The following is a 21,613-nucleotide window of genomic DNA, read 5'->3' as shown; positions in this document are numbered from 1 at the left end:
TACTTCAATAACCTGAACATCGTCGGTTTGAATTGCCGGCAACTGTTGTTTCAACAGATAGTTTCGCCGACACACACCACACGCAAGGAGTTAGTACCACCTTGTGCGTTGGCGTGATCACCCTTAGTGATCAGCACGTTATCCCCAGGGTGAACGACGCCTCGCCTAACTAGTTCAGCGACTGCGTGTTCATTCACGTGCTCCGGCCTGTAATCGTCACTGTCGAACGGGATGGTGGTGACGCCTCGAAACAGCGTGACTCGATTTTGCGTGGCCACGTTTCGGGAAAACGCAAAGATGGGAAGGTGCGAGCGAATGCGGGACATGAGTCGAGGCGTATCACCACTTTCAGTCATGCAGATAATCGCCTTGACGCCGTGAAGATGATTAGCCGCATACATGGCAGACATGGCAACCGACTCGTCGATCTTATGAAACACCTGATCCACGCGATGCTTGGACTGATGGGACTGAGGATGTTTTTCCGCCCCAATAATAATGCGGTGCATCGCCTCGACCGTTTCAATCGGATAGCAGCCTGCAGCGGTTTCCGCTGACAACATCACCGCATCAGTACCGTCCAGCACGGCATTGGCGACATCGAACACTTCAGCCCGAGTCGGCATCGACTGAGTGATCATCGACTCCATCATTTGAGTTGCGGTAATAACGACCCGGTTCAGGGCACGTGCACGATCAATGATCAGCTTCTGCACGGCGACCAGTTCCGCATCACCTATCTCAACGCCCAAGTCACCCCGTGCGACCATTACAGCATCCGAAGCCTCGATGATCGCATCAAGCACTTTGACGTCGGCGACAGTTTCCGCTCTCTCAATTTTCGCAATCAAACCGGCTGATCCGCCCGCTTCTTGCAGCAAACGTCTGGCCAAGTGCATATCGGCGGCGTCACGTGGAAACGACACCGCCAGATAGTCAACCTCCATGTCTGCCGCAGTCTGTATATCGATATAATCCTTTTCGGTCAGGGCAGATGCCGACAGGCCGCCGCCCTTGCGATTAATACCCTTATTATTGGAAAGTGGTCCTCCCACCAGCACCTGGCATATCAGTCGAGTCGATTCAACTTCCAACACCTTGAGTTCTATTCTTCCATCATCAAGCAGCAGAATGTCGTCTCGACGACTGTCGATAATCAGGGCTTCGTAATCAATACCTACTTGATGTTCGTCGCCATGGTTTTTATCAAGTGATGCGTTAAGAATGAACGTTTGGCCTTTTTCAAGGATCACTTTCCCCGCAACAAAGCGTGCGATTCGGATCTTGGGCCCCTGTAAATCTGCAAGCACTGCTACAAACCGTCCGTGCCTGGCCGCGAGTTCGCGAACAAGCCTTGCGCGGGCCCTGTGTTCGGCAGCACTGCCATGGGAGAAATTCAAGCGCACCACATCAACGCCCGCCTTGATCAACCCTTCGATAGCATCGAATGACTCTGTCGCTGGCCCGAGTGTGGCCACGATTTTAGTTCTGCGTTGCATAAAATATAATTCCTCAGCCAACCAGGTAGTGAAGTTAAAACTGCAAAAAAGAAGCTGTTATTTTTAGAGTCAATGAAAACCGTCAGGCGACCACGAGCCTTCCATTAAACTTGGAATGTCCTGACGGCCTGATGTGCTGTATTCAATACTTAACTCGGTCATTCGGCACGCGAATGGCCTTACTTCTCCCACACGACTCAGTTTTGCTTTAGCACGCTGGAAAAGAATGCTCGTGCGGGTTCATTAACCGGATTTTCAAATAGTTCTTTCGGAACCCCCTGCTCCAGTATCCGGCCTTGATGAATGAAAATGGCACGGTCTGCTACTTCGCGGGCAAATCCCATCTCATGGGTCACGATAATCATGGTCATGCCGGAACGGGCTAACTCACGCATGACGTCCAGCACCTCACTCACCATTTCCGGATCAAGCGATGAAGTGGGTTCGTCAAAAAGCATCAGCTTGGGTTCCATCGCCAAAGCCCGCGCGATGGCCACTCGCTGCTGCTGACCACCGGAGAGTTGCCCTGGGTATTTGTGCGCATGTTCAGCGATACGCACACGCGCCAGCAGTTCCATCGCCTGCTTGTTACACTCGTCACGTGATTTTCCACGGACCATCCGCGGAGCCAGTGTAATATTTTCAAGTATTGTTTTATGGGGGAACAGGTTAAATTGCTGGAACACCATACCCGCTTCTTTGCGGACCTCTTTGAGCAGTCGCAATGACGGGCGCTTTGGAGGAAGCAAGTGTTGATCGACGATAATCGAACCGTCTGTGTAAGTTTCAAGGCCATTGATACAACGAATGAGCGTGGATTTCCCCGAGCCACTTCCGCCCAGGACAACCAGAACTTCGCCTTGTTTGACTTCCAGGTCGATGCCTTTCAACACATGGATATCACCATAATGCTTCTGCAGGTTGGTGATTTTGACGATGCTTTCAGAACTGACCATTAGCGTGACCGTCCCATTAGCTGACTTCTTTCATAGAGATGAATCAAAACCGACAGACTGAGCGTCAGGGCCAAATAAAACAGACCGATCACCAAGTACACCTCAAGGGCATTGAAGGTTGCAGCGATGTAGATTTGCCCTTGTCGAACCAGTTCGCCGATGCCTATTACGGAAAATAGTGAGGTGTCCTTGATACTGGTGATCGCCTGGTTTCCCAGCGCCGGGGCCATGCGTTTAAGCGCTTGCGGCCAGATAATCTGAGCGAACGTCTGCACTGGACCCAACCCTAAAGACAGCCCCGCCTCTTGTTGACCTTTGTCGATGGAGCTGACGCCGCCACGCACGACCTCTGAGATGTAAGCGCCAGAGTTAACCGCGATTGCTGCAATTGCAGCGGTCAGTGGGTCGAGGGGGAAACCGATGATCGATGGCAGGCCATAGAATATGAATAAGACCTGTACCAGCACCGGTGTGCCACGAAAGACCTCGATGTATACAACCGCCACCATTCGTAAATACCATTGGGGGGCCAAACGCAGCATGCCAAATGCTACGCCCAGAAACATCCCAATCAATACACCCACCACCGAGATTAATAACGTCAGTGGAAGTCCGCTCAATAGTGAGGGAATACAATCGAGCGCGGCGTGCCAGTCAAACTGAAAGTTCATGGTGACCTCTACTTTACTTCAAGGCAGTGCTGCCAAGGCAGAACTGCATTGGCAAATCTTATTATTGGGCGGGTGTATTCTGTCGAGCGTTACCGAACCATTTTGTGTAAAGCGTTGCGTAGGTGCCATCAGCTTTAAGCTGCTCCAGGGCTTTGTTGGTGGGTTCAACCCACTTGCTGCCCTTGGCGAAAGCGATCCCAAACTGCTCGCCGTGGTAAAGCGGGCCGACTACTTTGGCTCGCCCTTTACCCGCGTTCTGTGCGTAATTGGCAACCACGGGTTGATCGCTGATCACTGCATCGACACTGCCGGAAACCAATGCGAGAAAAGCGGTTGCACTGGTGGAATAAGGAACCAATTTCACCGTACTGCCCAAGGCCTGTAGCGTAAAGTTATAGCCTGTCGTCCCGGTGAGTGCGGCCACGGTTTTCCCTTTCAGGTCATCAATCGTATTGATACTTTTGTCACTGTCCCTGACCAGAATCTGAAGCCCTGAGTCATAGTAAGGAGACGAGAAATCAATCACCTTTTTTCGAGCGTCGGTGATGGTGACACTGGACGCTGCTGCGTCGATGTTTCCGCTCTGCAATGCGGGAATAATGCCAGCGAAATCCAACGGCAGGATTTGAACCTTATAACCCGCTATACCGCCCAGCGCACGGATCAGGTCCATGTCAAAACCTTCCATCCGGTGAGACTTCTGGTCCATGTAGGCAAATGGAATTGAACTCGGATCGGCAGCCACCTTTAGCGTTACCGTTTCGTCGGCCTGAACGGCTGCCGATGCACTCAGGATTCCCGTTAGCAAAAGACCTGTCAGATGCGCCTTAGGCGCCGCTTGCCAGCGAGATACACAGGTAAAAAGTAGTGAAGTGAGCGTTTTCATGTTGTCGATCTCAGATTGAGTGAAGCAGGTCCTGTCGCAGCATTTGTTGCGACGTTGACCTGTCAGTGACGTAGAAACACAGGGAGCAGCTTTAAATATACGTTATGTATACTTACGTTTAGACAAAGCAGTTCCCATGCCAACAACCTAATAATTTTTGCAAGCCTTGTGGCTGTGGGCCCTTGTAGCTCCTAGGCCCGTGACGCAGTCGTTCGACTGGATTGAGTGTTACTAAAACGCTCTTTTCGAGTGCATGGCTGCACTCATTTGGGAATTAATGACTGCTACCAGACAGCGCCAAAAATAGCCGTCAATTCTTCCAGGTTTGCACTGGAGAGCGGTGGCGGTTTGGAAGAACTCAGAAGCCAAAGTTTCGCGGTTTCTTCTAATTCTTCCAGCGCCAGGCTGGCCCGTGAGACCGAGCTTTCCCAAATAACCGGACCGAGCCGCTCTAGCATTACCCCGCGTACGGATTTGGCAAATAACGCAACTTCGGTGGCGACATCAGGTGACCCGGGCCGGCGATAGCGAATCAATGGAATGCGCCCAACTTTCATCACTTGATAGGGAGTCAGAGGGGGAAGAATCGTGTCCTCACTCCAGACGCCGGTAAGCGTCAATGCCACCAAATGGGTGGAATGGGTATGGATGACACTGTTCGCATTTGGGTTGTTGTCGTAAATCTTGCGGTGCAGCTCCAATGTCTTGGAAGGCTTAGAGCCCGACACCCAACTACCTTCACTGTTTACTTTGGAAATATCGTCGGGGTTCAACCGGCCGAGACAGGCATCTGTCGGGGTGATCAACCAGCCATCCTCCAACCGGACGCTTATGTTGCCCGCACTGCCGACCGTGTAACCGCGCTCGTAAAGACTTTGGCCGATCGTACAAATTTCTTTTCGTAGGGCACATTCAGTATTCACGTTGACCTCGATGTCCTCGTACCTGCCCAAGCAGCCGGCTGTGAAGACGCCTGTGTCGTTACCGGCTACTGGCAGGCAAACCGAGCGTTATATCAGTCTCGACCTAGACCGCCACGCCTATTTGCAGGATTAGGGTTGAAGACTGTTAATGAAACCAATCAGCTCCTTGGCCAACGCTTCAGGCTGCTCTTCAGGAATATAATGACCACTGTTGGCTATTACCCCGCCACGTACATCGTTACCCAGTGGTTTCATACGGTCGAAGAGATCCGGTGCGCTACCGACATCGCCCCCGAGCGCCAGGATGGGCAGGCTCAATTTCTGACCCATCAACGCCTTGTTTTGCTCGATGTCTTCCAGCACGGCACGGTAATAACCCAGCATGCCGCGCATACCCCCCAACCCTTGATAAACGCGCTCGTATTCGTCGATATCGGCCTTGCTGAAAGTGGCCGTTGAATTAGCCGTTTTTCGGCTGAAGAACCACTCGATCAAAATACGCTCCCGCCCTTGCAGCAATGCCTCGGGGAGATCCGGGATCGGGTTGAAGAGAAAGTGCCAGTTACGCCAATTATCCGCCCCTAAGGTCAAGGTGGATTGCAACGTCACGCCGGGAATATTGCCATCAAGCAACGCAACCCCACGTAATTTATGCTGAAACTGATGGGCATGGGCATACCCCACCCAGGAGCCAACGTCATGACCCACGTAGACATAACGCTCTTCACCCAATGTATCGAGTAACGCCTGAAGCCGTTTACTTGTGGTCAAGGTGTCGTAGCCATTGGCGGGCTTTTCAGAATCCCCTTGCCCTGGCAAATCCACGGCAATGACTTTGAAGTGCTTCGCCAACAACGGCATGACGCGGCGCCACGCGTAACAGCTTTGCGGGAAGCCCGCGACAAGCACTACCGTAGGGCCTTGGCCCGCTTCGACGATGTGAAAGCGAACATCAGCCGCCTCTACCATCCGGTGCTTGAACTCGCTGCCTGAAAATTCCGGTACATCGTTTAATACTTGGCCGCTATAGCTCATTAATGTTCTCCCATTGCTCTGCTGACAGGTGTGTTGCGCAACCTCCCGGCTAGGGGAGAACGGCGGCTATAAGTTCGATTTCAACGCTGGCATTGTGCGGAAGCTCCGCTACACCGACCGCGCTTCGGGCATGGGCGCCAACCTTTTGGCCCAGCAACTCGATAAAGAGTTGTGAGGCGGCATCAATGACTTGAGGTTGGCCGTTAAACCCGGGGGCTGAAGCAACGAAACCGGTTATTTTCAAGATGCGAACAATCCGATCCTTCCCGCCCAGCTCCCTCTCCAATGCGTCCACACATGCCTGCGCGCAAAGGCGAGCCGCACAGCAAGCCGACTCTAGATCGACCTCGGCACCTACTTTTCCTCTGTATTGGATTTCGCCATCTTTGCGTGGTAACTGCCCACTCAAAAAACCCAAGCCGTTATGGACCGTCAGCGTAGTAACGAAGCGACTTGGTTGAGGTGTAACTTTTTGTTGGTTTTCCATCTTGTCTCCTGGACAGCAGTAAACTTGCGACGTCTGAATCAATAGCGTCTGAATCGAAAAGTTGTTTTTACAGACCGCCCAACACCCGTTCGCGTAACCGCTTCACTGCAGATGAAGGTGCGCTCAATACGGGGCATTGAACTTGCTGACGAACCTGTTCAAAAGCGCGCGCGGTTGAAAAATGGGCAAGCATGATCGCGTCGCAATCGGCAAGTTCGGCAGCCCGTTCGGCGATCAAACGGTTGTGCTCGGCGACATTACCTATTCTCAGCTGGTCGATAGCACCGGCGACGACAATCGTTTTCAGACGGGCAGATGAACCGACACGCGCAGCTTCTTGAACGAACTCCTCTTCCATCGTGACGACCGAAGGAGCAAACGTGGCAAGCATGCCGATCTTGGTGCCACAGGCGAGTGCATCCTCAAACATGGCTTCGTTAGGTTTAAGTACAGGCACCGAAATTTGTCGGGCTGCACGCTCAATCGCGGGGCCGAAGGCTGAACAGGTTGCGAGAATCCCATCGGCTCCGCCCCGGTGTGCGTAGTGCACCAACTCGACAAAACGATTACTGAGCGCTTGCGAAAGCTCTGGCTGTTGCGCCCTTTCGACGGTCAAACCATCATCCAGAAGGTTAATCAGTTCGGCCTCCTTCCACTCCTCGAAGAAGGCGCGATGGATCGGCTCCATTGCGACGGACGTCGCATGGATCAGCACTATCCTTATTTGGTTTTTCATCAAAAAGCTCCTGTAGCGAAAGCGGCTGCGTGATCGCACAGCCGCAGGATGGAGTCGTGAGTTAATCCTTGACGGAAATCAGGGAAACGATTTCATCAATAATCGCTACGTGGTTTTCTAACGGAAGGCGATCGATGGTCATTTGCAACTGCCCCAGACGGTCAACGCGGCTGTCATCAATGGCTTGTCCGATGTTCACTGCGGCGTCCAGGATGGAGTGTTCCATCGTGCCGTTGAAATGTTTAAGCAACGCCGGCGCGAGATCAGGACGAAGGTGCGCCACCGCGCCTAGAAGACCATAAGCCCCCCAGTTCGAGACGCCCGAAACAATCAGGAAATCGGCGGGGGTAGTAGCAGCGATTAACTTCCCGTTGGGAATATCGGACTCCACCAGCGACTGAGGCAACACCCCCATACCAATTTCGTTGCCACCGTCACCAATGCCGATGGTTGTCCACGGTGCGGTCCAACCCGAATCCTTGAATAAATAGTCCAAGGGCGCTGTGTCGTTGGAGATATCCCAACCGTGTTCGCGGTGCGGCTTGCCATCCGAACCAAACGAACAACGTTCGATGGAAATAATGTGGGTCAGCGATTGATCTGAAGTTTCAAGGTGATCGCGCAACCGGCGAACAGAACCCGGATCGACCGAAACAATCTCCAAAGCCACTTTGCCCGGCAACACATCGGTGACTGCCCAAGCAGCTTTCGCGCAAGGTGCATCGGTAATTACCGTGACTGGGATGCCTGCCTCTACAAACCCTGCCGCCAGTTGCCCCATGCCATTCAGACCATCGGTTTCAGGGGAAGGCGGCTCGGCATGCCTGACAAAAAATCCACAGACGATGCCGATGCGTGGCGAAGGGTGGTCGGCAATGGATTTTGCGGCTTTCTCTAGATTGCCTTGGGCAAAAGCTGCGAGCCGACTGATATCACGACGGACATTTTGTCCGACCAATACCTCGATTGACTCTATAACTGTGGACATTACGGTCTCTCCTGCTCGTTGATATACGTAAGGTATATCAGTGCATTTGCAGAACGTCAAATTGATTTTCGAATAGCCAGCATCAGAAAAAAAATCCGCTTTTGCAGAGCACGGTGTAAACGGCAGCGTTACGCAGGAGGGTACGTGGAGCGCCTTTTTTCAGGCCCGGCTCGCCGTTGTTACCTTTCGAAACTCTCTCTATAGACGCAGTAATGCTTCATTTGTGTGCGCTTTGGTAACGCACCTCCTGAGGATTCATAACGGGGCCCGATGGCCAAACCGCCGCTAGCTCGCGCGCCAAGGCGCTTTGTCGCGCTACAGCCGCAATCTGGCACAAGATATGCTCTGCAAAACAAAAATATACATTACGTATATTTGTAATATGAATGTACTAGGCCCCCTACCGCGGTTCGACGACTGAGCGGTACCGGCATCGGTCACGAACCCTGGCAGAACTGTTTTCACTTGGAGATTGGTGAGATGGCACACACAACTGTATTAGGTCAGTCGCACCTGCGACCTGAGACATTCGTAAAGACTGGAGAAGTCGAACATGTTTTCCGACGTGTCACCTTACGTTTGATTCCGCTGCTCGCATTCGTGTTTATTCTGGCCTGCATAGACCGCACGAATATCGGGTTCGCCAAGCTGTCCATGTCGAGCGACCTCAACTTTAGCGAGGCCGTCTATGGACTCGGGGCAGGTATCTTCTTTATTGGCTACTTCCTTTTCGAAGTGCCTAGCAATCTGCTGATGGTGAAAATTGGCGCACGAAAGACCTTGGCCCGAATCACCATCCTCTGGGGTATCACGTCCATCTGCATGATGTATGTCAGCACACCGCTCTCGTTCTACATCGTCAGGTTTCTGCTCGGCGTGTGCGAGGCAGGCTTCTACCCCGGCGTGATCCTGTACCTGACCTATTGGTTCCCCGCATCCAGAAGGGCCAAAGCGACTGGCTTGTTCATGATCTCCATTCCTTTGGCTAGTGTCATCGGAGGTCCCATCGCGGGCGCGATCATGAAACAAATGGTCGGAGTCGGGTCCCTCGACAACTGGCAGTGGTTATTTCTGATTGAGGGCATTCCGTCCATTATCGCGGGCATTTTTCTCCTGTTTTTCCTTCCTGAAAAACCGGATTCGGTTAAGTGGTTGTCTGCCCGTGAAAAATCCCTGATCCACGATGAACTGGCGATGGATGGCGGCGATACAGAGCCTAAGCATGCCTCATTCAGGCTGGCGTTAAGCTCTAAACGGTTGTGGATTTGCGCAGGAATCTTTTTTTGCCTGGTTGCCGGTAACGCAACGTTAGTTTTTTGGGTGCCATCGATCATCTATGAAATGGGAGTACACGACGCCCTCAATATTGGACTGCTCTCGGTGATACCTTCCCTGGCGGGTACACTTGCGATGATTCTCAATTCAAGCCATTCGGACAAAACCGGAGAGCGGCGACTGCACTGCGCGTTAGCCGCGTTGCTGGCTGCCTTGGGCCTGATTTTGACCGGTGTGTTCGTTGATAGCGGCGTAATTGCCATGATTACACTGACGATGGCAGCCATTGGTGTGCTGGGCGCCATGCCAATTTTCTGGTCTTTTCCCTCGGCGTTTCTTAGCGGGACCGCTGCGGCAGGAGGGATCGCATTGATTAACTGCCTGGCAAACCTGGCAGGATTTGTCGCGCCTTATGCCATTGGTAGCCTTAAAGTCCTGACAGGCAGTGTTGCATCCGGGCTTTACTTCGTTGCAGGATTGGAAATAACTGCGGCTATCGTCGTATTGGCGCTGTTCGGCAAAGCACGACACCAGAAGAACGAAACACTCGGAAACAGGGCTGCATTAGAATAGGTAATCTCTCGCGCTTCCCGTGCAACAGTCTGGTCGGAAGCACCACAGAAACAGAGGAATGTATGTCATTGACTGAAACGAATGCCCCGCGCGGGAAGCGCGCTCCCTCGACGAAGGCCGCTAAGCCTGCGAGTCCGCGATTGACTGCCAAAAGCGCTGACACAGAAGAAGCAGCGGGCGGTACGGAACAAAGTATGTCGCAAACCGACGCGGCACTTAATGCCATTCGTTCCCGCATCATCGATCTGACCATTCCTCCGGGGAGCAGGATTGATGAACCACTGCTTCTAAACAGCTTCATGTTGGGCAGAACCCCGGCGCGGGAAGCCATCAATCGGCTTGCCGCAGAAGGCTTCGTTAATATTTTGCCCAACCGTGGCGGGATTTTTGTACGCAAGCTCGACTTTGAGGAGATCGGCGAGATTCTGATCGCTCACCAACTCGCCGAGAATATCCTGGGTCAGCTCTGCCGATTCGAAGAGAACCTCGCTGATGACCTGGCCGAGATTCAGGAGCGGTACCGACATCAGGTAAGAAGTCGCCAGTACCTGAGCATCACCGCCTTGAACGAACAGTTCCATATGCGGATGTATCAAGCCGTCGGTAACAGCTTTTTCTATGAGTTCGCCCAGTCAACTCATCGCCATGTTCGACGGCTGCTGGTACATCTTTATAAACTTGAAGTTGCAGAACCCGGCGAACAGGAAGAGCAATTCGAACTCAATCTGCAAGAACACGATCGCATCATCGAGGCGGTACGCAAGAAAGACCGGAAAACCCTCGTGGAGTTGCTGCCTCAGCATGCCCATGCGACTCAAGATCGCTTTGCAAAAATTCTTGAAAGTAAAACAGTGAAGCCGTTCGCAGTGACGTTGCACCCGATACTAGAGTCGATTTAGAAGCCCGCCGCACCAAAACCGAAACTGAGGGGATCTAGCCCCTCATCCTCTTCAAGCGTTGTTTGTTAGCCCCCCTGCTCCCCCCCTTCTTGATTGCCCTTGCCGCCATCCTCGCTTTTTCTGATCATCGACCAACAGTCGCGGATGACACGTTTGCACGCTTGACCGACGCCATTACGCGTGCAAATATACGTTACAGATACGTAACGAGGACTGATCATGTCAACGAATGCAGCTATCGACCGTCAACCCCTTTCGCTGTTCAGCGCTTTGGTCATCCAAGGTGCTATCAATGAAACTATTCTGCCGGCCTACGTCTTCGAAACAGGTGCTGAACTCATCACCAGTTTCGATCCTACCTTTGTGTTGATGGAGCGGATTGCGGCAGGAGAGCGTGCAGATGTCCTTGTGGCAATTTCCTCTAACATCGACGAACTGATCGCTACAGGTATCCTCAGCTCGAACGGTCGAGTCGAACTCGTGAGTACCGGGGTTGGCCTGGCCGTCCTCTCAGGCGCATCGAGACCCGATATATCCAGCGTTGCCGACCTTAAGCAGACACTCTTGAATGCGCGTTCGGTTGCCTACTCACGCACAGGCGCGAGCGGCATTTATTTCAGCCTGTTGCTCGATCAACTGGGCATTGCGGATCAAGTAAACGCCAAGGCAACCATTATTACCAAGGGCCTGATCGCCGAAGCGCTGTTGAATGGCTCGGCAGATATTGCGGTTCAGCAACTGAGTGAGCTGAGAACGGTGCCTGGGGTTGACGTGATTGGTCCTCTCCCTGAGCCGGTTCAACATATTACAAACTTCTCTGCCGCTGTTTTTATCCATGCCGCTGGTAATCCAGATGCAGCGACTTTACTGGCTGCTCTGGTATCAAACAAAGCCAAGGATGCGTATCGGTCTTACGGCTTATCAACCTCAGAGTAGTGACCCGCTCGAACCGCTCTAATCAGACAAAAATAAGGAATTGAGCCATGTTGCGTCTATGTGCCAATCTGAAGTGGTTGTTCACCGAACACCCTTTTCTCGACCGATTCAATGCCGCAGCAAACGCTGGCTTCACTGCCGTTGAATACCCCTCCCCGTACGAATACTCCGCCGCCAAACTGCGCCAGCTTCTCAAGCAGAACGGGTTAAAACAAATCCTCATCAATACTCCGGTCGGCCCGGCAACTCAGGGCGAAGCCTCTGGAATGGCGTGCATACCCGGGCGAGAAACCGCGTTCCGCGACGGGCTGAAAAAAGCCCTCGACTTCGCAGTAGAACTTGAGTGCCCCCTGGTGCACGTATTGGCTGGCATCCAGCCTGCTGATGTTGCTCATGAGTCGGCTTCTGCGGTTTACCTGGAGAACATTTCCTGGGCTGCAGAACTGGCTGAAAAAGCTCAGGTGATGCTCACGCTTGAATCGATCAATCAACGGGATATTCCGGGCTTTTTCCTACGCACCCAAGAACAAGCCGCCAACGTTATCGATATCGTTGGCAGGGAGCGAGTGGGCATCCAGTTTGATATTTACCATTGTCAGGTGCAGCAAGGTGACGTGACCCGTCGATTGGAAACACTGATGCCAAAGATCGCCCACATCCAGATCGCCGACGCCCCTTTACGCAATGAACCCGGAACTGGCGAGATAGCCTGGGAGTACGTGATACATCGCATCGAGCAGTTGGGATATCAAGGCTGGGTCGGATGTGAATACGCCCCCGCCTCCAGCACTGTGGCCGGCTTGAAATGGCGAGATCGCTTCAACCATTGAACGTCCAAATATCCGCATCACTTGCCCTCAGTAGCGCCTCGGCGCAAAACGCCTAACAGAGCCAACGTCATGATGAATTCAAAACCATTGCTGGGTTGTATTGCTGATGATTTCACGGGAGCGACTGATCTCGCGAATATGCTGGTACGGGCCGGGATGCGCACCATTCAAACCATAGGTGTTCCCAACGCCGATATGTTCATTGATGCCGAGGCTTTAGTTGTCGCGTTGAAATCTCGCACGCTGCCCGTTCAGGAAGCTGTCGACCAATCCTTGGCTGCCCTGGCCTGGTTACGCGAGCAGGGTTGCAAGCAATTCTTTTTCAAGTACTGCTCCACGTTCGACTCGACTGCTGATGGAAATATTGGACCGGTGACCGACGCCTTACTGGATGCCCTCGGAGAAGAGCTGACAATCATGTGCCCGGCCGTTCCTGAGAATGGTCGAACGGTCTATCGCGGCACGTTATTTGTTGGGGACTCATTGTTAAATGAGTCAGGCATGGAAAAGCACCCGCTGACCCCCATGAAGGACGCCAATGTCCTGAGGCTGCTTGAAAAGCAGACCGATTCCACACTGGGCCAGATCGGTTACGAGACGGTAGCAAGAGGACCAACGGCAGTTGCCCTGGCCATCGCTCAATTGAAATCTGACGGTGCGCGTATGGTGGTGGTTGATGCACTTGAAGACGCTCACCTACATGCCATTGGCGAAGCCTGTGCACATCTGAAGTTGGTCACAGGGGGCTCGGGAATTGCTCTCGGCTTGCCCGCAAACTTCCGCCGCGCAGGGCTGCTCTCGAGCCTCAAACACACGACGCACCTGCCGCACCATATGGGAGGATCTGTTGTTCTCGCGGGGAGTACCTCGCGAGCAACCAACGGGCAGGTCACGCTGTGGCGTGCGACACGTCCCAGCTTCCGAATTGACCCACTGGCCGTGGACCGCGGCGAGCCAGTTGTCGAACAAGCCATTGAATTTTTCCTGGCACAAACCCAGCCAGTGCTGATTTATGCCACGTCTCCTCCTGAAGAAGTCGATGCAGTTCAACGCCAACTGGGCACCGCAAAAGCTGGACACTTGATTGAGCAAACCCTGGCCTCCATCGCACGGCAATTACGGATGCTCGGTGTGAATAAATTCGTAGTCGCCGGCGGGGAAACTTCCGGTGCGGTTGTTCAAGCACTGGAAGTTAAAGCGCTACGTATTGGCCAACAAATCGCGCCTGGAGTACCGGCAACCCAAACAGTCGACGGCGTCCCGATCTCGTTAGCATTGAAATCCGGAAACTTCGGACGACCGGACTTCTTCAACGAAGCGCTGCGTGCACTGAACGAGGGGGCACCGCCGGCTTCAAACGCAGGCGATTTGATCCGCTCAGGGCCGTCTAAGGTTACCCCCACCTAAACTACCCCCTCCAACTCAGCCAACATATCGGTGCCAATCACTAACTCACTGGCTGTCAGATTTTCCCGCAGGTGCGCCACCGAAGACGTACCTGGAATCAGCAGAATGTTAGGTGCACGTTGCAGCAGCCATGCCAGCGCCACTAACAAGGGTGAAGCATTCAGCCGCGCTGCTACGTTCGAGAGGGTTTCCGATTGCAGCGGCGTGAAACCGCCCAAGGGGAAAAACGGCACATAAGCGATGCCCTGCTGGGCCAACTCCGCGATGAGTTGCTCGTCACCCCGATGCGACAGGTTGTAGTGATTTTGTACGCAGACGACATCGGCAATGCCCTGCGCCTGCTTGACCTGCAACGCCGTGACGTTGCTTACCCCCAGATGGCGAATGAGGCCCTTGCGCTGCAGTTCAGCCAACGCGGTGAACTGTTCCTCAATGGATGCTTCGGTAGGAGAGTGTCCGTTTCCCCAGGCTCGAAAGTTCACCACCTCCATGACGTCCAATCCCAGGTTGCGCAGGTTGTCGTGCACGGCCTGGGTCAGCTCGGCCGGGCTTTGCGCCGGGTTCCATGAGCCGTCAACCCCACGCACGGCCCCGACTTTGCTTATGATCACCAAGTCTTCAGCGTACGGATGCAAGGCTTCACGGATCAGTTGATTGGTGACGTGCGGTCCGTAAAAGTCAGAGGTATCAATGTGGTTTACCCCCGCAGCCAACGCTTCGCGCAACACGGCGAGCGCGGCTTTGGGATCCTTTGGCGGACCAAATACCTGGGGGCCCGCCAACTGCATGGCGCCGTAACCCATACGGTTAACGGTACGGTCACCTAGTAGGAAAGAACCGGCTTTGCTGGCGTTGCTCATCTCGTGTGCCCCTGACTGATGTATGTAGGCCCACTATAAACATTGACCACTCCACTGATAATCAGGTGCAATCGGCACAGGCTGTACGGGAGGCCGAACAATGGCAACTGATATTCAAGACTTATTGGCCTTTGTGGCCGTGGTAAACGCTGGCGGTTTTCGCGAAGGAGGCCGAGCGAGCGGCAGATCAGCCTCAAGCCTTAGCGATGCCATCCGGCGTATTGAAGCCAGGCTCGGCGTGCGCCTGCTGAATCGCACCACCCGCAGCGTGGCGCCGACCGAGGCCGGCGCGCGATTGATGGAGCGCATCGTGCCCGCGCTGGGCGAAGTTGAGTCTGCACTGGACGTGGTTAACGACTTTCGCGACCGGCCTTCGGGCACCCTCAAACTGAACGTGCCTGTCAGTGCCGCACGGCTGGTGCTGCCGTCGATCATTACGCCCTTCCTGCAGACCTACCCCGACATCCGCCTGGAGGTGGTCGCTGAAGAGAGCTTCGTCGACATGCTGGCTGCGGGTTGTGATGCAGGTATTCGCTACGACGAGCGCCTCGAGCAAGACATGATCGCAGTGCCCATCGGCCCACGTTTTCAACGCTTCGCTACGGCTGCATCTCCCGCCTACCTGGAGGCCAGGGGCCGACCCGAACACCCAAGAGACCTGCTCGAACACGCCTGCCTGCGAGGTAAGTTCCCCAGTGGCGCCATGCCGCTTTGGGAATACGAGCGTGGCGACGAAACCGTCCGCGTCGACCCCACGGGTCCGTTGATCGTCAGGGTTGGAGGCGCCGTGGACTTGGCGGTACAGGCCGCGATAGATGGCCTGGGCATCGTCTACTTGTTCGAAGATTGGCTGCGACCTTATCTGGACAGCGGTGCACTCGAACCGGTACTGGAGCCGTGGTGGCAGATCTTTACCGGGCCGTTTCTCTACTACCCGGGACGAAGCTACCTGCCTTCCCCGCTGCGGGCATTTGTGGATTTTATAAAGGCTGCCGCCCTGTAGCCAGCGTGTTGGCCAAGGATGAGCCGAGTCGCGACGGCTTCAACAGGGCGAATAACACAACAACCTGTGGAAATCTCGACGGAGGGCACGAATACACTCGACGACTCGAGTGGAATACACGATAAAGGTCGGTATCTAATCTAACGACCGACGGGTATGGATAAGAGAATATGGACATACAAAAAGACCTGCAACGCATCGCTTTTCAAGAACAAACCCTGATATTTACCCGCTTCGACAAAGCCATGGCCTGGGAGCTGGGAATCAGCTTGAAAAGAGCCTGCGAAGACAAAGGGGTGTCAGTCACCATAGAAGTCAGGCTGGCCAGGGAAACCGTGTTTTTCTATGCCATGCCGGGTACCTCTGCCATCAATACTGACTGGGCACGGCGCAAGCGAAATGTCGTCGAACTGATGGAGCTCAGCTCGTACGGCGTAGGCCGGTCTTTTGCCCTCAAGGGCGATTCCTTAGAAGGCTTGATGGGTTTGCCCCCGCGCGATTACGCCGACCATGGCGGCAGCTTCCCCTTATCAGTCAAAGGCATGGGGTGCATCGGCGCCGTCACCGTTTCCGGGCTGCCGCAGCGCGAGGACCATGCGATGGTGGTTCAAGTACTGGCGCGCATGTGCGGTGTTGACCCCGGCTTAGTTGCCCTCGAAAGCTAATTATCTTTGTGAAGAGAGAAGCCATGACCCTATTTTGTCGTTGTCTGTTGAGTGTTGTATTTGCCGGTGTTGCCTGTGCGGCCATGCCTTTCGCCAACGCTGACGGGCTGTCCGATATTACCGACAGGGGCGTGTTGCGAGTGGCCGTGCCGCAAGACTTCCCGCCCTTTGGATCGGTAGGTCCCGACATGAAGCCCCGTGGTCTGGATATCGACATGGCTCAACTCATTGCTGACAAGCTCGGCGTCAAGCTCGCCCTGACCCCGGTAGGCTCGCCCAACCGTATTCCATTCCTGACCACGGGCAAGGTCGATCTGGTCATTTCCAGCCTTGGCAAAACCCCTGAGCGGGAAGAGGTCATCGGCTTCAGCAGCAAGTACGCGCCTTTCTACATGGGCATCTATGGGCCAAAAGAAGTCGAAGTCAGCAAACCCGCAGACCTGGACGGCAAGTCGGTGGGCCTGACTCGTGGCGCCCTGGAAGATATCGAAACCTCCAGGGTTGCGCCGCCGGGCACCAAGATCAAACGCTTCGAAGACAACAACACCACCATCGCCGCCTTCCTTGCCAATCAGGTCGAACTGATTGCCAGCGGCAACTCCACCATGGCTGTGATTGCCGAGAAGAATCCCCATCGACCACCGCTGCTCAAGTTCAAACTCAAAGACTCGGGTTGCTACGTGGGTATTGCCAAGGATGAAACCGCACTCAAGGAAAAAATCAACGCCATCATCGCCTCCGCCAAGGCTGACGGGACGTTGAACAAGCTGTCGGAACAATGGCTGAAAGAGACGCTTCCCGCCGATTTTTGATGGGTACTGCAATGGAGGTTTCGTAGGCGCTGACGTATTGGCGGAAAGCTTGACGCGATCTGCCTGATACACCGCGCCGCCTAATTCGCCAACACGTCTGCACCTACACATCAATGATCCGCATGACCAACCACTTTGCCCTCCCGCCCGTACTGACGCGGGGAACAACCTTTCACCCTTTTGAAGGCCGTACTGAAGGCACTTTCGGATTCATACCCAAGGGCGAGCGCGATGGCCGACACAGACCCTTGAGAATTGACCAACCTGTCCCCCGCCACGGTCATTCGCCAACGGGTCAGGTACTCAATGGCCGACACCCCGACCTTTCCTTGAATTTCAGCGTGAAGCTGGTGCGCGACATACCGGCGCGCTGCGCCAGCGATTGCAGGGTCCAGGGCGCGGCCAGGTCGTTGTGCATGGCGTTGAGTGCCGCCGCCATTTGTTTGTCCGCCAAGGCGAACAGCCAGCCGACGCCACTGTTCAAACCGTCTTCCAAATGCAAGCGCAGGGCTTGAACCAGCAGCATGGTCGCCAGTTGTTGTGCGATCAGAAAGCCGCCCGGCTGAGGCTCGCGCAGTTCTTGCCGCATGCGCTCCACGGACCAGCGCAGCGCCGCTTTGTCAGGTTCATTGCGGATGTGCACGATGGGCGGCAGCATTCCTGAAAGAGTGCTGGCGTACTCGCCGGTAAGCGCGAAATGACCACCCACACTAAAAAAATTGCCGCCCCCTTGGTAGGTGCTAATACCGCCTTTGCGCTTCGCTGGAAATATCGTCATAGCATCAAGGGGCTTCAGCGCCAAGTCGCTTGCCAGGCAGAAAGGCAAGCCTCTGGGCAGCAAAAAACAATCCCCTGCCACTACGCGCACTGGATCGGAAACGCCTTTTACTGACAGCCAACACTCGCCGGAGACTGCCGCATACACCTTAATGCCAGCATGTTGGCCAAAGCCCAACGACCACTCTCCCCCACAGTCAAATCCTCCGGACATGTAGCTGTGAAGTTTGAGCAGCGAGAGCACGTCTGAGAGCGGGTCCATGGCAAATTCCGAACGATCACAAAGATAAAACGAACGATAGCGCATAGTTCGTTCCCAATGGCACCTCTAAAATCTGGCATCGGTCATCAACTAATGGTTACCAACAACTAGAAAGGATGTCGCTATGCGTGTCTTTGTCACTGGAGCAACTGGCTTTGTCGGCTCTGCGGTGGTGCAGGAATTGCTCAATGAAGGCCACCAGGTGCTGGGGTTGACTCGATCCAAGTCTGGCGCCGAAGCCCTTAGCGCAATGGGCGCACAGGTTCATCATGGCTCGCTGGAAGATTTGGACAGCTTACGCAGCGGCGCAGCGGCTTGTGATGGCGTGATTCATACCGCCTTCAATCACGACTTCTCGAGATTCGCGGAAAACTGCGAGCTGGACCGGCGTGCCATCGACGCGCTAGGCGATGCACTGGTGGGTTCCGATCGTCCTGTGCTGGTCACTTCGGGAGTTGCGTTGCTGGCGCCGGGGCGTTTGGCCACCGAGGAAGATGCTGCCCATGCCGTTTCTTCCACGTACCCCCGCGCATCGGAAGCCGCGGCCGCCGCTCTGGTCGCGCGCGGGGTATGCGCCTCGGTGGTACGCCTTGCGCCTTCAGTACACGGTGAAGGTGATCACGGCTTCGTGCCGATCCTGATCGGCCTCGCCCGCAAGAGTGGTGCCGCATGCTACACGGGTGACGGGCTCAATCGCTGGCCCGCAGTGCATCGGCTCGACGCCGCACGCCTTTATCGGCTCGCCCTCGAACATGCCGCCAGCGGTGTCCGCTACCACGCCATCGGCGAAGAAGGTGTGCCGTTCAAGGCCATCGCCGAAGTAATCGGTCGCCGTCTGAACCTTCCAGTGATCAGCAAGACGCCCGAGGAGGCTGCGGAGCATTTCGGTTGGTTCACGCTGTTCGCTGGCATGAACAGTCCGACCTCAAGCGAGCGCACCAAAGCGCTGCTGGGTTGGCAGCCGACGCACCGAGGGCTGATCGTTGATATTGACCAGCCGGGTTATTTTGCATGATCAGGTAATCTATAAATCCCCCAACACCCGTAGGAGCCAACTCCTTGGCGATATAAGCAGCACCGCGGTGTTTCAGATACACCGCGCCGCTTGATCTATCGCCAACACGTTGGCGCCTACAGAGAACTGAACGACCACCAACTTGTTACACTCCCTTCTCAACGACATAAAGCCATTCAACCGGGACTGATATGAGAGCCGATTCGAGATACATGTTTGAGGTCACCGAGGTTTCCATCGCCCAGTTGCGTGCTGCGCTCGAATCTGGCCAGACAACCGCCGTTGAGCTTGTCCAGGCCTACCTCGCCCGAATCGATGCCTACGATCGGCCCGGCACCCCCACCGCCCTCAATGCGGTAGTGGTTCGCAACCCCGACGTGCTTAAGGAGGCGCACGCTTCCGATACCCGCCGGTCCATGGGCGAGACGCTCGGCCCGCTGGATGGCATTCCTTACACGGCCAAGGACAGTTACCTGGTGAAGGGCCTCACTGCTGCGTCTGGCAGTCCCGCCTTCAAGAACCTCACTGCGTATCGCGATGCGTTCACCATCGAACGGCTTCGCGCCGGCGGAGCGATCTGTCTGGGCAAGACCAATATGCCGCCCATGGCGAATGGCGGCATGCAGCGCGGGGTGTATGGCCGCGCGGAAAGTCCCTACAACGGTGACTACCTCACTGCTCCCTTTGCATCGGGCTCATCCAATGGCGCAGGCACTGCCACGGCAGCCAGTTTCGCGGCATTTGGCCTCGCTGAAGAAACCTGGTCGAGCGGAAGAGGCCCTGCATCGAACAACGGCCTGTGCGCTTACACCCCGTCGCGAGGGCTGATTTCGGTGCGCGGGAACTGGCCGCTAACACCGACAATGGACGTTGTCGTGCCGTATGCCAGGACCATGGCCGACCTCCTTGAGGTGCTGGACGTGATCGTGGCGGATGATCCGGACACCCGAGGCGACCTGTGGCGGATGCAACCTTGGGTGCCTGTTCCAAGTGTCGCCGCTGTCCGTCCCGCCTCATATCCAACGCTGGCCGCCACTAGCGAGGCGCTCGCCGGCAAACGCTTCGGCGTTCCCCGTATGTACATCAACGCGGACCCCGAGGCGGGCACCAGTGATGCACCTGGCATCGGCGGTCCGACGGGGCAGCGAATCATCACCCGGCCTTCCATGATTGGGCTCTGGGAGCAGGCCCGCAAGGCGCTCGAAGCCGCAGGAGCCAACGTTGTCGAAGTGGATTTCCCGCTGGTCTCCAATTGCGAAGGTGATCGTCCTGGTGCGCCAACGGTGTTTACCCGGGGCCTGGTTTCCAAAGAGTTCTTGCACCATGAGTTGTGGGACCTGACCGCATGGGCGTTCGATGATTTCCTTCGGGCCAACGGCGATCCGGCATTGAATCGTCTGGTGGACGTGGACGGACCGCTGATTTTTCCCCACGACCCTGGAACGCTACCCAACCGCGAAGATGACCTAGCCGCTGGCATGGACGAGTACGTGAAAATGGCCCAGCGAGGTATTACACCCTGGGACCGGATCGCCACGCTACCTGACGGATTACGCGGGCTTGAAAAAACCCGTCGAATTGACCTTGAGGACTGGATGGATCGGCTGGGGCTCGACGCGGTGATATTCCCGACGGTCGCCGACGTAGGCCCGGCAAACGCTGATGTAGATCCGGCGTCTGCGGACATCGCATGGAGCAACGGTGTCTGGGTCGCCAACGGCAATCTTGCCATTCGGCACTTGGGTGTTCCCACGGTCACCGTGCCCATGGGGATCATGCCGGACATCGGCATGCCCGCCGGATTGACATTCGCCGGGCGCGCCTACGATGACTCCGCCCTGCTCCGCTTTGCTGCGGCATTCGAGTCAACGGAACCCAGGCGCCTGATCCCGCCACGCACCCCGCCCTTGCAGCGCGGCTAAATGAATCAAACACGCCTCAGTTATTGTGCTGTTCCCTGGACCCGGATAGGAGCGCGCTTGCCCGCGATGGATCGCGAAGCGGTCCCAATGCCTACCTCATTTCCAACTGAAAGAACGGCGCCGCCAATGCTACGACTGCTTCGCAGTCGATCGCGGGCAAGCGCGCTCCTACAATCTAAAACCAGATAAATCCAAG

22 protein-coding genes are annotated in these 21,613 nt (G+C 55.2%); 10 read left to right on the top strand and 12 right to left on the bottom strand.

Annotated features, from left to right (window positions below):
* Positions 1 to 50: 50 nt before the first annotated feature.
* The 9 genes from pyk to JWR17_RS02215 form a co-directional block, all read right to left on the bottom strand.
* Positions 51 to 1,499 carry a pyruvate kinase gene (gene pyk / locus JWR17_RS02255; RefSeq protein ID WP_299827882.1) on the bottom strand — a complete coding sequence of 483 codons (1,449 nt, stop codon included), beginning with the start codon at positions 1,497 to 1,499 and terminating at the stop codon, positions 51 to 53.
* A 197-nt stretch (positions 1,500 to 1,696) separates the two neighbouring features.
* Positions 1,697 to 2,455 carry an amino acid ABC transporter ATP-binding protein gene (locus tag JWR17_RS02250; RefSeq protein ID WP_299827880.1) on the bottom strand — a complete coding sequence of 253 codons (759 nt, stop codon included), beginning with the start codon at positions 2,453 to 2,455 and terminating at the stop codon, positions 1,697 to 1,699.
* Positions 2,455 to 3,126: an amino acid ABC transporter permease gene (locus JWR17_RS02245; protein WP_299827878.1), complete on the bottom strand. Its 672-nt coding sequence runs from the start codon at positions 3,124 to 3,126 to the stop codon at positions 2,455 to 2,457. The genes JWR17_RS02250 and JWR17_RS02245 overlap by 1 nt, the downstream gene beginning before the upstream one ends.
* A 61-nt stretch (positions 3,127 to 3,187) precedes the next feature.
* A complete protein-coding gene (locus JWR17_RS02240; protein ID WP_299827876.1) occupies positions 3,188 to 4,012 on the bottom strand; it encodes a transporter substrate-binding domain-containing protein in 825 nt (274 codons plus the stop codon).
* A gap of 284 nt (positions 4,013 to 4,296) precedes the next feature.
* Positions 4,297 to 4,935, bottom strand: a complete 639-nt coding sequence (locus JWR17_RS02235; protein ID WP_299827874.1) for an aldolase — start codon at positions 4,933 to 4,935, stop codon at positions 4,297 to 4,299.
* 129 nt (positions 4,936 to 5,064) lie between these two features.
* Positions 5,065 to 5,970, bottom strand: coding sequence for an alpha/beta hydrolase (locus JWR17_RS02230; RefSeq protein ID WP_299827873.1), 906 nt, complete (start codon positions 5,968 to 5,970; stop codon positions 5,065 to 5,067).
* 49 nt (positions 5,971 to 6,019) lie between these two features.
* Complete coding sequence (locus JWR17_RS02225) at positions 6,020 to 6,457, bottom strand: RidA family protein (protein WP_299827872.1); 438 nt, start codon at positions 6,455 to 6,457, stop codon at positions 6,020 to 6,022.
* Positions 6,458 to 6,524: 67 nt separating this feature from the next.
* Positions 6,525 to 7,193: an aspartate/glutamate racemase family protein gene (locus JWR17_RS02220; RefSeq protein ID WP_299827870.1), complete on the bottom strand. Its 669-nt coding sequence runs from the start codon at positions 7,191 to 7,193 to the stop codon at positions 6,525 to 6,527.
* A 61-nt stretch (positions 7,194 to 7,254) separates the two neighbouring features.
* Positions 7,255 to 8,181: a glutamate cyclase domain-containing protein gene (locus tag JWR17_RS02215; protein WP_299827869.1), complete on the bottom strand. Its 927-nt coding sequence runs from the start codon at positions 8,179 to 8,181 to the stop codon at positions 7,255 to 7,257.
* A 480-nt stretch (positions 8,182 to 8,661) separates the two neighbouring features.
* On the opposite strand from JWR17_RS02215, the gene JWR17_RS02210 reads away from it, so the two are divergent.
* The 5 genes from JWR17_RS02210 to otnK all read left to right on the top strand — a co-directional run bounded on the left by JWR17_RS02210 (position 8,662) and on the right by otnK (position 14,101).
* On the top strand, positions 8,662 to 10,029 hold the full coding sequence (locus JWR17_RS02210; RefSeq protein WP_299827867.1) for an MFS transporter: 1,368 nt from the start codon (positions 8,662 to 8,664) through the stop codon (positions 10,027 to 10,029).
* Positions 10,030 to 10,091: 62 nt separating this feature from the next.
* The gene (locus JWR17_RS02205) at positions 10,092 to 10,928 is read left to right on the top strand and encodes a GntR family transcriptional regulator (protein WP_299827865.1); all 837 of its coding nucleotides are present in this window, start codon (positions 10,092 to 10,094) and stop codon (positions 10,926 to 10,928) included.
* 219 nt (positions 10,929 to 11,147) lie between these two features.
* Entirely contained in the window at positions 11,148 to 11,864 is a 717-nt protein-coding gene (locus JWR17_RS02200; RefSeq protein ID WP_299827863.1) for a substrate-binding domain-containing protein, read from the top strand.
* A 47-nt stretch (positions 11,865 to 11,911) separates the two neighbouring features.
* A complete protein-coding gene (locus JWR17_RS02195; protein ID WP_299827861.1) occupies positions 11,912 to 12,694 on the top strand; it encodes a TIM barrel protein in 783 nt (260 codons plus the stop codon).
* A 72-nt stretch (positions 12,695 to 12,766) separates the two neighbouring features.
* On the top strand, positions 12,767 to 14,101 hold the full coding sequence (gene otnK, locus JWR17_RS02190) for a 3-oxo-tetronate kinase (protein WP_299827909.1): 1,335 nt from the start codon (positions 12,767 to 12,769) through the stop codon (positions 14,099 to 14,101).
* Here otnK and JWR17_RS02185 read toward each other — a convergent pair.
* Entirely contained in the window at positions 14,098 to 14,961 is an 864-nt protein-coding gene (locus JWR17_RS02185) for an aldo/keto reductase family oxidoreductase (protein WP_299827859.1), read from the bottom strand. The genes otnK and JWR17_RS02185 overlap by 4 nt on opposite strands.
* A 100-nt stretch (positions 14,962 to 15,061) precedes the next feature.
* Here JWR17_RS02185 and JWR17_RS02180 point away from each other — a divergent pair, with 100 nt between their 5' ends.
* The 3 genes from JWR17_RS02180 (at position 15,062) to JWR17_RS02170 (ending at position 17,441) form a co-directional block, all read left to right on the top strand.
* Positions 15,062 to 15,964 carry a LysR family transcriptional regulator gene (locus JWR17_RS02180; protein WP_299827857.1) on the top strand — a complete coding sequence of 301 codons (903 nt, stop codon included), beginning with the start codon at positions 15,062 to 15,064 and terminating at the stop codon, positions 15,962 to 15,964.
* 170 nt (positions 15,965 to 16,134) lie between these two features.
* A complete protein-coding gene (locus JWR17_RS02175; protein ID WP_299827856.1) occupies positions 16,135 to 16,629 on the top strand; it encodes a heme-degrading domain-containing protein in 495 nt (164 codons plus the stop codon).
* A 23-nt stretch (positions 16,630 to 16,652) separates the two neighbouring features.
* A complete protein-coding gene (locus JWR17_RS02170) occupies positions 16,653 to 17,441 on the top strand; it encodes a transporter substrate-binding domain-containing protein (RefSeq protein WP_299827854.1) in 789 nt (262 codons plus the stop codon).
* Between the two features lie 110 nt (positions 17,442 to 17,551).
* Here the strand turns inward: JWR17_RS02170 and JWR17_RS26300 are convergent, their stop codons facing one another.
* On the bottom strand, positions 17,552 to 17,758 hold the full coding sequence (locus JWR17_RS26300) for a helix-turn-helix transcriptional regulator (RefSeq protein ID WP_366944127.1): 207 nt from the start codon (positions 17,756 to 17,758) through the stop codon (positions 17,552 to 17,554).
* A complete protein-coding gene (locus tag JWR17_RS02165; RefSeq protein ID WP_299827853.1) occupies positions 17,737 to 18,480 on the bottom strand; it encodes a cupin domain-containing protein in 744 nt (247 codons plus the stop codon). The genes JWR17_RS26300 and JWR17_RS02165 overlap by 22 nt, the downstream gene beginning before the upstream one ends.
* A 124-nt stretch (positions 18,481 to 18,604) precedes the next feature.
* On the opposite strand from JWR17_RS02165, the gene JWR17_RS02160 reads away from it, so the two are divergent.
* Together JWR17_RS02160 and JWR17_RS02155 are read left to right on the top strand one after the other, a co-directional pair.
* Complete coding sequence (locus tag JWR17_RS02160) at positions 18,605 to 19,495, top strand: SDR family oxidoreductase (protein ID WP_299827851.1); 891 nt, start codon at positions 18,605 to 18,607, stop codon at positions 19,493 to 19,495.
* A 212-nt stretch (positions 19,496 to 19,707) separates the two neighbouring features.
* Positions 19,708 to 21,417: an amidase gene (locus tag JWR17_RS02155; protein ID WP_299827849.1), complete on the top strand. Its 1,710-nt coding sequence runs from the start codon at positions 19,708 to 19,710 to the stop codon at positions 21,415 to 21,417.
* The last annotated feature ends 196 nt before the right edge of the window (positions 21,418 to 21,613 follow it).

Source organism: Pseudomonas sp. (assembly GCF_028293835.1).
Lineage (GTDB): Bacteria > Pseudomonadota > Gammaproteobacteria > Pseudomonadales > Pseudomonadaceae > Aquipseudomonas.
The sequence above is the reverse complement of the archived record's forward strand: the minus strand, read 5'-3'. Positions and strand labels throughout refer to the sequence as shown.